The sequence below is a fragment of the Longicatena caecimuris genome (assembly GCF_018406465.1).
In the GTDB taxonomy this organism is placed as follows: domain Bacteria; phylum Bacillota_I; class Bacilli_A; order Erysipelotrichales; family Erysipelotrichaceae; genus Longicatena; species Longicatena caecimuris.
The window spans coordinates 535,177-549,344 of sequence record NZ_AP024510.1; the positions used below are offsets into that span (position 1 = coordinate 535,177).

Annotated in this window: 14 protein-coding genes and 1 tRNA gene; 13 read left to right on the forward strand and 2 right to left on the reverse strand. The window is 38.2% G+C overall.

The features are described 5' to 3' along the window. Window positions 1-44 precede the first annotated feature (44 nt). Genes KJS44_RS02605 through KJS44_RS02615 form a run of 3 tightly spaced genes read left to right on the forward strand, consistent with a single transcriptional unit; the run spans window position 45 to window position 4,097 of the window. Window positions 45-977, forward strand: a complete 933-nt coding sequence (locus tag KJS44_RS02605; protein ID WP_008689960.1) for an AAA family ATPase — start codon at window positions 45-47, stop codon at window positions 975-977. Further along, window positions 977-1,969, forward strand: coding sequence for a DUF58 domain-containing protein (locus KJS44_RS02610; protein ID WP_008689958.1), 993 nt, complete (start codon window positions 977-979; stop codon window positions 1,967-1,969). The genes KJS44_RS02605 and KJS44_RS02610 overlap by 1 nt, the downstream gene beginning before the upstream one ends. Continuing rightward, window positions 1,962-4,097 carry a transglutaminase-like domain-containing protein gene (locus KJS44_RS02615; protein ID WP_008689957.1) on the forward strand — a complete coding sequence of 712 codons (2,136 nt, stop codon included), beginning with the start codon at window positions 1,962-1,964 and terminating at the stop codon, window positions 4,095-4,097. Before KJS44_RS02610 ends, KJS44_RS02615 begins: the two co-directional genes overlap by 8 nt. A 135-nt stretch (window positions 4,098-4,232) precedes the next feature. Here KJS44_RS02615 and KJS44_RS02620 read toward each other — a convergent pair whose 3' ends face one another. Beyond that, window positions 4,233-4,625, reverse strand: a complete 393-nt coding sequence (locus KJS44_RS02620) for a thioesterase family protein (protein ID WP_008689956.1) — start codon at window positions 4,623-4,625, stop codon at window positions 4,233-4,235. Window positions 4,626-4,732: 107 nt separating this feature from the next. Between KJS44_RS02620 and KJS44_RS02625 the strand changes: the two genes are divergently transcribed. The 5 genes from KJS44_RS02625 (at window position 4,733) to KJS44_RS02645 (ending at window position 7,564) form a co-directional block, all read left to right on the forward strand. After that, window positions 4,733-5,386 carry a ferritin family protein gene (locus KJS44_RS02625; protein WP_008689955.1) on the forward strand — a complete coding sequence of 218 codons (654 nt, stop codon included), beginning with the start codon at window positions 4,733-4,735 and terminating at the stop codon, window positions 5,384-5,386. A gap of 69 nt (window positions 5,387-5,455) precedes the next feature. Continuing rightward, the gene (locus tag KJS44_RS02630; RefSeq protein WP_008689954.1) at window positions 5,456-6,505 is read left to right on the forward strand and encodes a hypothetical protein; all 1,050 of its coding nucleotides are present in this window, start codon (window positions 5,456-5,458) and stop codon (window positions 6,503-6,505) included. 73 nt (window positions 6,506-6,578) lie between these two features. Beyond that, window positions 6,579-7,241: a deoxyribose-phosphate aldolase gene (deoC, locus tag KJS44_RS02635; RefSeq protein ID WP_008689953.1), complete on the forward strand. Its 663-nt coding sequence runs from the start codon at window positions 6,579-6,581 to the stop codon at window positions 7,239-7,241. 75 nt (window positions 7,242-7,316) lie between these two features. Further along, entirely contained in the window at window positions 7,317-7,463 is a 147-nt protein-coding gene (locus KJS44_RS02640; protein WP_017144552.1) for a hypothetical protein, read from the forward strand. Window positions 7,464-7,488: 25 nt separating this feature from the next. Next, window positions 7,489-7,564 (forward strand) — tRNA-Asn (locus KJS44_RS02645). A 315-nt stretch (window positions 7,565-7,879) separates the two neighbouring features. Here the strand turns inward: KJS44_RS02645 and KJS44_RS02650 are convergent. Beyond that, complete coding sequence (locus KJS44_RS02650) at window positions 7,880-8,455, reverse strand: DJ-1/PfpI family protein (RefSeq protein ID WP_008689952.1); 576 nt, start codon at window positions 8,453-8,455, stop codon at window positions 7,880-7,882. Window positions 8,456-8,818: 363 nt separating this feature from the next. Between KJS44_RS02650 and KJS44_RS02655 the strand changes: the two genes are divergently transcribed. The 5 genes from KJS44_RS02655 to KJS44_RS02675 all read left to right on the forward strand — a co-directional run bounded on the left by KJS44_RS02655 (window position 8,819) and on the right by KJS44_RS02675 (window position 14,167). Further along, entirely contained in the window at window positions 8,819-9,883 is a 1,065-nt protein-coding gene (locus KJS44_RS02655) for a M42 family metallopeptidase (RefSeq protein WP_008689951.1), read from the forward strand. A 95-nt stretch (window positions 9,884-9,978) separates the two neighbouring features. Continuing rightward, entirely contained in the window at window positions 9,979-11,307 is a 1,329-nt protein-coding gene (locus tag KJS44_RS02660) for a hemolysin family protein (RefSeq protein ID WP_008689950.1), read from the forward strand. 185 nt (window positions 11,308-11,492) lie between these two features. Further along, window positions 11,493-11,942, forward strand: coding sequence for a thioredoxin family protein (locus tag KJS44_RS02665; RefSeq protein WP_008689949.1), 450 nt, complete (start codon window positions 11,493-11,495; stop codon window positions 11,940-11,942). A 663-nt stretch (window positions 11,943-12,605) separates the two neighbouring features. Then, window positions 12,606-13,025 carry a peptide deformylase gene (locus tag KJS44_RS02670; RefSeq protein WP_008689948.1) on the forward strand — a complete coding sequence of 140 codons (420 nt, stop codon included), beginning with the start codon at window positions 12,606-12,608 and terminating at the stop codon, window positions 13,023-13,025. A gap of 164 nt (window positions 13,026-13,189) precedes the next feature. After that, the gene (locus KJS44_RS02675; protein WP_008689947.1) at window positions 13,190-14,167 is read left to right on the forward strand and encodes a sugar ABC transporter substrate-binding protein; all 978 of its coding nucleotides are present in this window, start codon (window positions 13,190-13,192) and stop codon (window positions 14,165-14,167) included. The last annotated feature ends 1 nt before the right edge of the window (window position 14,168 follow it).

A 14,168-nucleotide genomic window follows, 5' to 3' on the forward strand; every position in this document is an offset into this window, starting at 1 on the left:
GACATACGCTAAAATTATATAAACAAGACAGAGGGAAAGCGATTATGAAAAAAACAACAGAAATTTTACAAGAAGTGAATAAGGTCATGATTGGAAAAAAACAAGAAGTCGAAAAAGTTATGATGGTGATTTTAGCTAAGGGACATATTCTTTTGGAAGATATTCCCGGTGTCGGAAAGACAACATTGGCGATGGCATTTGCCAAAGCTATGCAGCTTAACAGCAAGCGTATGCAATTTACCGTGGATGTTTTGCCAAGCGATGTGGTTGGCTATAGTGTAATTGATCCATCTAGTGGAGAAGTTCGTCTGCATGAGGGCGCTGTTTTTTGCAACATCTTTTTAGCTGATGAAATTAATCGAACGTCAAGTAAGACACAGGCGGCCTTACTAGAAGTCATGGAAGAAAAACAAATTACCATAGATGGATATACACAAACGGCGCCACAGCCATTCATGGTCATCGCTACACAAAACCCATACGGTTCTGCCGGTACACAGCTTTTACCAGAAAGCCAGTTGGATCGTTTCATGATACGTATGAGCATCGGCTATCCAAGTGCACAGGATGAGGTTGAAATGTTAAAGCGAAAACAGGCTAAAAAGCAATATCAGATACAACCAGTTGCCAGTGTAGAGGATGTCATCGAAATGCAAAACGCATGCGATGCCATCTTTGTACATGAGGATATTTATCAATATATCGTTGATCTGGTGAATGCTACTCGTCATCATGAGCGAATTTATCAAGGGGCAAGTCCACGTGCCAGTATTGCCTTAACGGCTATGGCCAAAGCACATGCCTATTTAGCCGATCGTGATTATGTCATACCGGAAGATGTCACTCAAGTCTTCCACGATGTTCTTGCACATCGTATAGTAATGAAAAACGATATTGTTAAGGATCATCGCACGACTGCTGCTGTTTTACAAAACCTTTTAGATGAGATTGAAAAACCGCAGCTGAGGAAAGCATAATGCTTCGCGCCTGGTGCCGCTATCTGCTTTTGTTGGCAGTGTGTGCACTGCTCTACATCTTTTTAGGCGGCTATTTATTTCTGATAATTTTGACAGGTGTTATTGCGCTGCCCTTGATTAGTTTATTTGCCATGCTGATTTCATCAAATCATTTACAAGTAGACTTTCAACGCCGTAAAGAGGGCAGTTACTTTTATTGCGCCAGTGGGAAATGGTTCCCGCTTGCTCAACTCAAAATCAACATCCAACAAGAGAATATCTTTTTGGATGAGCAAACCCAAGATAATCTGACCTTATTTACAAGTGATACCATCGTGTATGTTCCTATGATTGCCCATGAGGCAACGATGGGAAAAATTCGCTTATGCTTTGATGGTTTTGTACTACAGGATATGCTAGGATTATTTCAACGCCATTACCACAGCCATCAAAAGCGTACTTATTATTTATATCCTCATGCAACTGGGGCCACTATATCATCACAAATTCATGATATCTTACAAGATCAGGAACATGTATATGAAGGTCATATCCAACACGGTGGCATCTTAGAAGATACACATGAAGTGAAAGAATACCAGCCTGGTGATGATTTGCGCCATATTCATCATAAATTAAGCTACAAATTAGCGAAGACAATGATACGTACTTTTGCCTCTTACCAACAGGAACAACTGCTTGTATATTTAGATTTGCATGGAAGTGTTGAGGAATGCGAGCAGGTTTTGGGACACTTTTATGCCTGTGCTATAGAATGGATACAGCGTTCTATGAGTGCCATTGTCTGTTGGAATTCTAAAGATGGCAATTTGGAACAGGAGGTCTATGATAAAGCGAGCTTAAAACGTTGTTTACAGGCAATTCTCGCACATCCCAAAGCGGAAGAAGAGGACAATGTTCTTTACCGTTCACAGCTGGGGACACACGTATGCATACGCTCTAGCGGGATAGAAACATCTATGGATGAGAAAGGAAGTGATGTGCATGCATAAGACATTCTCACTTACCGATCGCTTTCTTTTCGTCTTAACAAGTTATCTTCCTTTCCTTATCTTCCTATGGGTTTTTCAAATGCTGAATGGTGTCGTACTATGTACGACCTTTATCGCAACACTGCTTTTTCTATTCTTACAAACGACAAAACTGAAAAAATGGGTAATACCTATTTATGGTGCTTTGATAATGCTTTTACTTTTAAGTCTGATCATTAACTTTCGTGATACCATTAATGCCATATATAATCAAATCACATCTGTGTATGCTCATTCTTCCAACTATACGTTTCAAGTTTATGAAGTGACACTATCACAACAAGAGCTTCCTTTCTTATTTTCACGAGTTTGGATAGCGTTGTATCTGATGATCATGTTACTGGAATACCTTTTTATCATTCGCTGGAAACGTCATTTCCCAGCCTTTGCCATCAGCTTTCTGCTATATTTTCCAACGATGCTGTATAGTGTCAAACAGCCATGGCTGCTTACCTGTTTGCTTTTGATGGATTGGTTTACTTTATTGTTTCTTTCTTATATCAGAAGACATAGTACACGTTCATGGCATTATGGCAAGCTGTTTGGCTATGTTTTGCTTTGCTTCTCTCTTATATTTGGTACGCTTTTTATCCTATTACCAGAAAAGGAGTATGAAGTCTCTTCCACTAGCAGTCATATGCGTCAAAAACTGTTACAGACAATTGAGCAGTTCACTTATAATTTGCGTTATGGCTCAGAAAGCATAGGTGAAATTGACTTAGGAAGAGCGGGGAATCGTTCTTATACTGGTGCTATCCAAATGGAACTTACTTATCCTAAGGCATCTCGCTTATATTTAAAAACCTATAGCGGTGCTATTTATGATGGACATACATGGAAATCCCTTGCGCATAAACAATATCGTCAATATCCCAATATTGATTGGACAACAATTCGTTTTTGGATGAATCAGGCGGCATTACCGAAAAATATTCATGCGAATCCATTGATGATCAAAGATATGCGCGCCAATACACAATATGCCATTGTGCCATATTATCTTAAGCACATCAATCAGGATATGAATATTTATTATGATGGCTATGCAGCATGGAGCAATTCAACAAAGGATGCTGTTACTTATGAAATCTGGGATGATGAACAAAAAATATTGCATGTACCACAGGGAACATCCTATAAGGAATATGTGGATTTTATTAAGGAGCAGTATTTACAGCTACCTAAAGATATAAAAGAAAAATTTAATACGGTAGAAGACTTACAAGATAACTTCCATCGTTTTGCGTCTACGGAAGAAATTATTGACTATGTAAAAGGCTATTTGTATGCTCATACCCGCTATACACTTTATCCGGGATCGCCTGACCTTTCCAAGGATTTTGTTTCCTATTTCTTATGGGAAAATCAGGAAGGGTATTGTGTTCATTATGCATCCTCTGCTGTATTGTTATTACGCTATTATGGCGTCCCAGCCCGTTATGTAGAAGGGTATCGTGTGGATAGCAATGCTTATGATCATGAAGGACATGCACAGGTCAAAGATTCTGATGCACATGCCTGGGTGGAAATTTTTGATGAAACCTATGGATGGATGCCTGTGGAAGTAACGCCGGCAGCAGATAACGATTCTACCATACAAAAAAGCGAACAGCCTCTCACGCAAACAACGCCATCAGAAATTACCCCCGGTCTTGAAAATAAGGAAGAGCCGAAACCAATCCAACAGCCTACGCAACACTTAATGGAAGAAAATGGCACGACAACAACGTCTGCCTCTTCCTCGCTGCCTTCTTTCTTGTTACCAGTTCTCGTTGTGCTTATCTTACCCTTATTCATTTATGCACAGGCAAGCCTAAGAAGAAAGTATCGCCGGAAACAGTTGGAAAGCATGAAACAACGACAAAAGCTGTTAACGCTTTATGGCTGGTTAGAAGATTTATTCCCATATGGAGCGAAGATTGATCAAGAAACATTACAACTTGTGGAAAAAGCACGCTTTTCGCAGCATGAGATTACGAAAGAGGATGTACAACAACTGCAATCGCAATGGCAAACGCAGCGAGCTCATGTTCTTACAACATTGTCATGGCAAAAGAAGCTTCGCTTTTGGATATGGGATGCGCTATAAAACAACATAACAATCATTTTGAAAAGGAATATGCACCTTGCTAGGATATTCCTTTTTTTCATTCACAATAAAAAAACAGCGATTGAAATGTCTTTCCATTGAATAACAAATGAAAATTCACTTCAAAAGCTGCTTTTAACAAAGTTTTGCTTGGGCTTTTGCTTCAAACTTTTCTTTCATCACCACAAAACGTTCATGGCTTGCTTTACCGATGATATCCTTTTCATCTTGGGCGATGATCGAAAAGGTGACTTTCTTACGATCAACCGCGATAATTTCAGCGCTTATCCGAACCTTCATACCTGCTGGTGTGGCAGCATCGTGTGTCGTATGCATCAAGACACCAACACTGGTTTCTCCTTCTTCTAAGAAAGGCTGTAGACATTGCACTGCCGCATGCTCCATCGCCGCAATCATCATTGGTGTTGCATATACAGAAACAATGCCGCTGCCCACATTGCAAGCAAGCTTAGCTTCATCTACGATTACTTCTTCTTGACACTTTGCATGTAATTGAACTTCTTTCATCTTTTATCTCCTCTTACGACAGGTTTCCTGCCCATTTTTGCAGCATTATTATAGCATAATCTTCTTTTTCATATCCATACTAGAATTGAAAAAGGAGGAAATCTTGCATGTATTTGTATGATAATCAATTACCTATGGAAATAAACAATATTACCCCAGATCCTAAGCTTTATGAATATATGGATCATGAATGTGGCGGATGTGAAAAAGGCTTACAACTTGCTATATTATATTTGCGTCAAAGCTTCATGATACACAATCCCACATTTCATGAATTATTTCGCCGTATTGCTGCCCGTCGCTTAAGTGATATGGAAGTTTTAGCCGAGCTATTGCACCATCTGCATGGGGAAGATGATCGCTATTATGATGAATCCAATGACGATACCCCGGTCTTTGCATTTATTCCACCCTGTGATCAGCCAACGCATAAGGAAATAAAACAACATCATGTAAATAATGATCTAAGCGCTGCCTTACTATGTGATATCGAAGAAGAACAAGCCTATCAAACATATTATGAACAAGTATTAACCAAAACAAAGGATGAAGAGACAAAAAAGGTCTTGACATATTTATCTGAGAGCAGTGCCCATGTATTGCAGCATTTAAGAACAACACTGGACATTTTAACTACACATGACGAATTAAAAGACTTTGGAGAAGGGGATATGCATAATGCATGGGATTTAGATACGTCCAATTATTTTGATAAACCGAATCCATATTTCTTCAATCCAAACGACAAATTGAATAGCTGATAGAAGAACGGTCACATTTGTAAGAGATGCGACCCTTTTTTTCATGTATAATAAATACAGGTGATGCATATGCATGAGAAAAAGGATACAACAAGATATCAGAAGAAGATAAAAACGCAGCTGCGCTTATTTACTTGGCTTTTTCTATTGTTTTACATATGCTATGCCGTTTTACAAGTCATGCTATTGAAAGAACTATTTCCAATTCGCTTCCAAGAGCCACAGAAAAGATACATGATACGTTTACTCATGGAAGGGATATTATGGCTGTTTATCGTCAGGTCATTGCAAAAGGGTAGAAAGATTGCGCGCCTACTGTTCACCCTATGTGCGATCCTCTCTCTGTATTTTCTATCGGCACTGCCTGCTTTTTATCAGCTCAGCCTGTCTGGCTGGGAAGCTACGACGTTGCGGATCTTATTCACCTTATTGATGATCAGTAAGTACCTCATCACCTTTTGTTGCGTCTGCTATCTCTATCGCGATCCACATATTGTCAGTATATGGAAAAAAGCAGATAGAAGGATGGCAATAACGCAGCCAGAAGAGGAGGAAGAAAGACAAGAAGATGAAGTCTTAAACCAAGTGTTACAAGAAGTATCTCTGGTCCATATGGAAGAGGATAATCGTCTTTTTATAAGAGCACAGCATTTTTTACATCGCTATACGTTTTATCTTGTCATGATTTTATTGGGGACGTTGATAGGCTTCTTACTGTTTTTATTCATCATGCAACTAAGTTTTCCTACGGACATAGATGGGTTACAATATGTGCAGCGGTTTTTCCTGTTAGCTATTCTTTTTACGTCGTTGCTATGGTCTTTTGCAGGTGTTGCCATGTTCATGTACAGTTCTTCCTGTCGCATTCTAATCATGCTTGCATGGCTTTGTGAAAGTATCCATCTGCTGCAAGAACTCCCTCAAGTATGGCAGACTTTTCAAAGTCAACAGTATCAACTGCCTTCCATACTTTGCATTATCGTGTTGGAGTTATTGCGTTATGGATTATTGTTAAAGCTTACGATAGCGCTATATCAAAACCCATTCTTGCAATTATATTGGAAACGTAAAACAGCAATTAAAAAAGCCCAAAGAAACAAGGATAGTCGTTATAGCTGAGAAACAATAAAATCAGGTTTTCGTTTCAGAGGGAAAATGCTATACTTAAAGTGATAAGTAGGAGGATGTTCTTATGAAAATGAACAAATATATCGATCACACTTTATTGAAAGCGGATGCTACACAGGATAAGATCCAGGTATTGTGTGAAGAGGCTAAGAAATATGATTTTGCGAGTGTTTGTGTAAATACGTATTGGGTAGCTTATTGTGCGAAACTATTAAACGATAGTGATGTTAAGGTTTGTACGGTCGTAGGTTTCCCACTAGGCGCAATGAGTACGAAAGCAAAAGCTTTTGAAACAAGCAATGCCATTGCCGATGGGGCAGAAGAAATTGATATGGTAATGAATATCGGTGAAATGAAGGCACATCATTATGATGCTGTTCGTGATGATGTGGCTGCTGTTGTTAAAGCGGCAGATGGACACTGTGTCAAGGTAATTTTGGAAACATGCCTATTAAGTGAGGAAGAAATTGTGAAGGCTTGCCAGCTTTGTGTAGAAGCAGGGGCAACCTTTGTGAAAACATCCACTGGTTTTTCTACAAGAGGTGCAACACCAGAAGATGTGAAGCTGATGAAGGATACCGTAAAAGATAACTGTAAAGTTAAAGCAGCTGGCGGTGTACGTTGTCGTGCAGATATGGATGAGATGATTGCAGCAGGTGCTGATCGTATCGGAACCAGTGCCGGAGTTCAATTGATGCAAAATGAAGCAAGTGAAGGAGGCTATTAAGCCTCTTTTTCATAGCGCAATGAAAGAATTCTTATCTGCTAGAAAAGCAATCGATAGAACACGCTAAAAGTTTTTATGATAGCACAAAACGGAATTCATAAAAAATTAAGTAAGATTGGAAAAAAGATGGAAGTAAAAAAACACTTGCAAGGAAGCATTCCACATGAAGCTTTTTCTGCTATTTTTGCTAAAAAAGATATTGTCAAAAAACTAACTTTATGATATTATAATTAAGCACTTGATAAGTGCCTTAATAGCTCAGTTGGTAGAGCATCCGGCTGTTAACCGGCAGGTCACAGGTTCAAGTCCTGTTTAAGGCGCCATTAAAAAAGATAACCTCACAAATGTGAGGTTTTTTTGTTATGTTTGCGATATCCTAAGTAAGTGCTTTTTAATAAGTTGCTGTTAAACTATTTAAATGGTTTCTACCAAATAACCATTAAATTGAAAGAGGCTTCTTTAGCATTATAAGGCAACTCAATAAATAGCCTCTTTTAAACGACATTTTAAATAGTATTATCGAGAACCCTTGATTAATCAGTACTTCGAAATTACTTGAAGGAATATAAAAATGTGTCACAATGCCTTTACAGGACGAATGACACATTTTCTTACATAGATGAAGTTTTTTGCTGCCTTTATAATCCAAATGATTTAGGATAAACGGGAATATCTAGCATTCTGCCTATTTCCATAGCCCACTCACGAAATCCATAGATCACACTGGTGATGATATGCTCATGACGGATAAATTTAAGATCTTCTTCAGCACAACATGCATCCCAATCGATCATATTCTGTAAACAGCTTAAAGCGTAACCTTCTTCAACAAGATCTTGTTTGTTCATGGCACACATAAATGGGCGATCTTTTAGAATGCCGGCATTGTATAAAAGTAAAGGAGCAATGGAAATAGCCCCAATGACTTTTTTCTGTTGATCAAATATGCGCAATTTTTCTTTAAGAAGTTCATTCTTTAATATAGTAGGGTTCTCTTCCATAAATCCCGACAACAAGATGCCATCATAATCATCAACATCCAATTCATCAAGGGTATGTTCACATTGCAATACTATGCCTTCTTCACTGCGATATGCTTTCTTTTCAACACCAAAATAAGTAACGGGGATGTCAGCCATACGAAGCATTTCTAAAGCTACGGTGATTTCACACAGGCAATATCCCTCATATAAGATAACTGCAATTTGTTTCATAACGTCATTCCTCTTCTTTCTTAGTACAATAAAGCACAATGGATGAATTACGTTTTTCTTTTGATTTTATGCTCACTTAACCATGACAAAAAATAAAAGCTAGAGAAAAATTATCGATATTTCTTTACATACATGTGCGCATACAAAAAGCAAATCATCCATTGAAAAAAACATTCGTTTTCTACAATAGATTATTTGCTCATGTTCATCACCACGCCATTTCTTATTGCTTTTATTGTAGCCTGTGTTTGGATGTCTGTCAATAAAAAGGGAAACCATAGTGATGCAACATCTTACTTTTCCAAAGACTTCGCATATGCTACAATATTTTGTAAGTATAAAAAAAGAAAAGAGGAATACAGCATGAATGAAATAGAGCGAATCAAGGCCTTAAGTAATGCCTTTGGACCAAGTGGCATGGAAGATGATGTAATCGCATTGGTACGTGAAGAGTGTAGTGCTTTTCATTGTGAAGAGGATCATATGCGCAACTTATACATTTATTCATCGACAAGCAACACGAAGCAAGAAAAACCGATCATTCATCTTGATGCCCATGGGGATGAGGTTGGTTTTATCATCCAGGCCATACGTCAGGATGGGATGCTGCGCTTTCTACCCTTAGGCGGTTGGGAAGCGAAAAACATCGTTGGGAATAGTGTGCTTATTCGCAATGTAGACGGTGAAATCGTACAAGGCATCGTATGCAGCAAACCTCCACATTTTATGAAACAGAGTGAAAAAGGAAAAGCCATCGCTTTTGATGATTTGCTCATTGATGTAGGAGCTACCAGCTTAAAGGAAGTGCAAGAATCTTATCGTATACAGATAGGCTGTTTTGCCGTACCCAATGTTTTATGTTCCTATGATGAGCGTCACGATATCTTTATGGGAAAAGCCTTTGACTGCCGCATTGGCTGTGCCGCTTTGATTGAAACGATGCATCAGGTGCAGAATATGGATGTAGCAGTACAAGGGACGATATCAGCACAAGAAGAAGTTGGCGAGCGGGGCATGAAATGTGCTATTCAAAACATCCATTGTGATGTTATGATCGCTTTTGAAGGATGTCCTGCAGATGATACCTTTGAAGAAAGCTATATGATTCAAAGCGCATTGAGAAAAGGACCGATGTTACGTCATTTTGATTGTTCTATGATTACCAATCCACGTTTTCAACGCTTTGCCTTGGATGTGGCAAAACGTCATCACATACCGGTACAGGAAAGCGTACGCAGCGGTGGCGGCACCAATGGAGCCATTTCTCATACGCATTTGCGAGGCATTCCAACCATCGTAATTGGGATTCCAGTTCGTTATGCTCACAGCAGTTATGGTTATACAACATTAAAAGATTATCAAAATGCTGTCAAACTTGCCGTGGCGATAATAAAAGATTTAACAAAAGAAATGGTGGCATCTTTTTAATTAACCAAAACTTAACAAAGGAATATTCACAAATGGAAGAACTTCTGTTACAATCAAGACCATAATATAATTTAGAAAAGGAGCGATTTTAATTTATGGACACAGACCCCGCAGGGACCTCTATTACGTTACAATTGATTTTAATGGTGATATTAACAATGACAAATGCCTATTTCGCAGCGAGTGAAATGGCCATTGTTTCTGTTAATAAAGGAAAAATCAAACGCCTGGCTCAAGATGGAAATAAAAAGGCTAGGTTAGTTGAACAGCTGATGGATGCACCTACGAATTTCTTATCTACGATTCAGATTGCCATCACGTTATCCGGCTTTTTCAATTCCGCAAGTGCGGCAACGGGAATTTCAAGTTCGCTTGCTGAAGTATTACAGCGTTGGGGCATTCCCCAGGCCAATACGATCGCCGTGGTGTTGATCACGATGCTTATTTCTTTTATCACGCTTATCTTTGGTGAATTGGTACCCAAACGAATGGCTATTCAAAAGGCGGAAAGCTTTTCCATGTTTTGTGCTAAGCCGATTTTGATAATTAGTAAAGTAGCGTACCCTATCATTAAGATTCTCTCGGTATCTACCACGCTTGTTTTACGTTTGTTTGGCATACAAGATGAACATGTGGAAGAATCTTTATCGCGTGAAGAGATTCGCAGTATGCTAGAAGATAGTCGTGAAAAGGGTGTGCTTGATGAAGCTGCGGCAGAAATGATGGATGGGGTTTTTGAATTTGATGAGATCTTGGCTAATGAAATCATGACACCTAGAACACAAGTATTTTGTATTGATATAGATGATCCCAAGGATGCATATGTACACGTTCTGATGGAAATGCAGTATTCTCGAATACCGGTATATGAAGAATCTATTGATAATGTGATCGGTATTTTAAATATTAAAGATTATTTTACGCAAGCATATCAACATGGTTTTGCTTTTGTGGATATCCGTAAGATATTAAGAAAGCCGTATTTTGTTCCTGAAACAAAAAATATCGATGATTTATTTCAAGAGATGCAGAAGTTGCATCAACATATCGCGATTCTGATTGATGAATACGGAGGCATGTCCGGTATTGTGACCATGGAAGATCTCGTAGAAGAAATCATGGGAGAAATCGAAGATGAATATGATGATGCGCAAGCGATGATGTTACGCAAATTGTATGATAATGTCTATGAAATCAATGGTAGGATGCCCATCGAAGATTTGAATGAAGCACTGCAAATAAATATTGAGAATGAGAAGTATGATACGATTGGTGGTTTCATCTTAGATCAGTTAGGCTGTATCCCTGAAGATGGGGAAAGTGGAACCTTATATTGGAATGGTATACAATTTCAAATGTTAGAAATCAGAAATCATCGTATTGAACGTATCCGTGTGGAATTGCCGAAACAAAAGGAAGAATAACGAAAATAAAGGCTATGCGAAAGAAAGGAATTTTCTAATGCATAGCCTTTCTAAATTAGATTGCGATAAAATTTGGAAAATGAGAAAGTGTTGTCATCTGTTTACTTTTTTATCAAAAATGGCTATACTATTAAAGAACATCCAGAGGTGTTGTACCGCTTAAAGAGCGGCATATGGAGGTTTTTATGAAAAAAATTATGTACATTACGACGTTATGCTTTCTTTTGCTGCTAAGTGGATGCGGCGGTTATACAAGAGATGAAACACCAGGTGCCTTACGCACGATTTCCGTAGCAGATATGGAAAAGAAAATGAAAAATAAAGAAGATTTTGTAATCGTATTTACCCAAAGCTGGTGTGCACATTGTGAGAAATTTCGCGATATGCTGGATGAATATTTACCAAAGCACCATGTGATCGTATACGATGTTGTCATTGACAAAGACCCTAATCCGGATCGCAGCGGCAATATTAAAAAGATTCAATCTTACTTTAAAACCATGGATAGTACGCCTTCCTTGTATTATGTGGAAAAAGGTAAGGTCAAAGATGAATTGGAAAACGGCGATGATGGAATCACGAAAGAAAAATTCGACAGCTGGGTCCAAAACTTTAAGCTCGATGAAAAGAAATAAGAAATTTGCGCTAAATAGCGTTGAAAACTAACATTTGTCACATATGACTAACAAATGTCATGAAAATTATGTGACAAAAGAAAGTTGCAATTCTTTACCTGGTTGTATACAATATAAGTGCAATAGTAGAATGATTGTTTGCAGTGTAGATCTACATCAAACAAAACATCTATGGTATTGTGGAACAACTAGATTTAAAGTATAAGTCTCTTTTAAATCTACACTACATTGGTGGATGGGGCATATCAGGAATAAGGATACGAAAATCAGATGTCTGCTGGTAACATTCAATGGTTTTCTTAAGATTTCCTTTCACTAATTATCATAATATAAGACCCCATACAATCCTTTTTTGAATAAACATGAAACCCTTCACACATTACACACGGGGTCATGCCTTATTCTCTGAGATTACACCGTTCATTCAATTACATGCGAGTGTTTCATACAATTATGAAGCAGGAAGAAACAAGTCAATGATGAGAGAGTGGCTTGTTTTTTCTTATGTTTTTAACATGGAGAAACATCACTTTTTCCTTCCGAGAAAAACATCTAAGGTGCTCTAAACGCAATCGCTTATACAAAAGCGGGCTTAATGTGTTTTATCATAAAATGAAAAGGAGTGGCTTTTTCTTAAAAAGGAAACCGAAAGGAGAGAACGAAATGATTAGCGAAATCAATCACGATATCATACTATTACAGAAAACAAGTGAGCCAGCAACAGAAAAAGATCTATGGGTGGCAAAAAATCTATTGGAAACACTGCAAGCACATGAAGATAGGTGTGTAGGCATGGCTGCCAACATGATTGGCATATTCAAGCGAATCATTGCTTTTGTGGATATTGATACAGGATTTCATTGGGTCATGCTGAATCCGGAAATCATCAAAACATCAAAAGAAACTTATCTGGCGCAAGAACAATGTCTGTCCATCAGCGGAATTCGCCAAACAAGACGCTATCGCCGTATCAAGGTACGATATCAAGATGAACATATGAACATAAAGATTAAGACCTTTCATGATAGGACTGCACAAATTATTCAACATGAAATCGATCACTGCAATGGCATACTAATATAAACGCTCTCGTTGTTTTCATTTCACCAACAAACAAATTAAGAAATGTCATTCCTTTTTCTCATTGTGAAAATTCCGGCAGATATCTTTTTTCACTCTGGAAATTGCGGTAGGAATGCTTTAGAATATGATATAATAAGGAAAAACAGTCAGGAGGAAGGGTACGTATGTCAAAAATGAAGGGCGCATTGAAAACGGCTATCATTTTTTTGTTTTTAATGGTGTTTGTGGCGGCAGGCATCAGTATCTTTAGTAAAGCCAGTAAAACTTCCTTTGTCTATCGCAGTAAGGAGCCTCTGAAAATCGGTGCTACCTACATGACACTTAACAATCCTTTCTTTAGTATCATTGATGAAGAAATACATAATGTAGTCGAAGCGAATGGTGATGTGTTAATCAGTCTTGATCCTGCCTTAGACTTAGAAAAACAAAAACAACAAATACAATACCTCATTGATCAGAATGTCCAAGCGATCATTGTCAATCCTGTTGATTTCAACGGCTTAACTTCCTCCCTTGAAGCAGCCAAAAAAGCCGGTATCCCGGTCATTGCTGTGGATAGTGAAGTCATGGACAGTGACTTAATTACTTACAGTGTAATGTCAAATAATTATGATGCCGGTGTCCAGTGTGCAAAAGATATGATGAAATATAAGAAAAAAGCAGATATCGTTTTATTACAACATAGTACAGCATATTCTGCTGTTCAGCGCATTCAGGGCTTTATCGATACGATTAAAAATGATCCCAATTATCGTATTGTCGAACGCATTGAATGTGATGGTCAATTAGAGATTGCAATGCCGCTTATGCAAAAGTTCTTGGAAAAGGATGTATCTTTTGATGTGGTAATGGCTTTAAATGATCCAAGTGCATTAGGTGCTCTGGCAGCCATGCAAGATCAAGGCAAATTAAAAGATGTATTCGTATATGGCGTAGATGGCACACCGGAAACCAAGACACTGATATCAGAGCATATCATGCAGGCAACGGTTGCTCAATCACCAAAGACATTAGGAAAAATGGCGGCAGAAGCTGTTTATAAGATTCGCAATCATGAGAAAATAGAAAAACTTCAGCGTATTCCAGTGACCATCATCACACAAAAAAACGTCGGGAAATATTCATTAGAAGGGTGGCAATAGT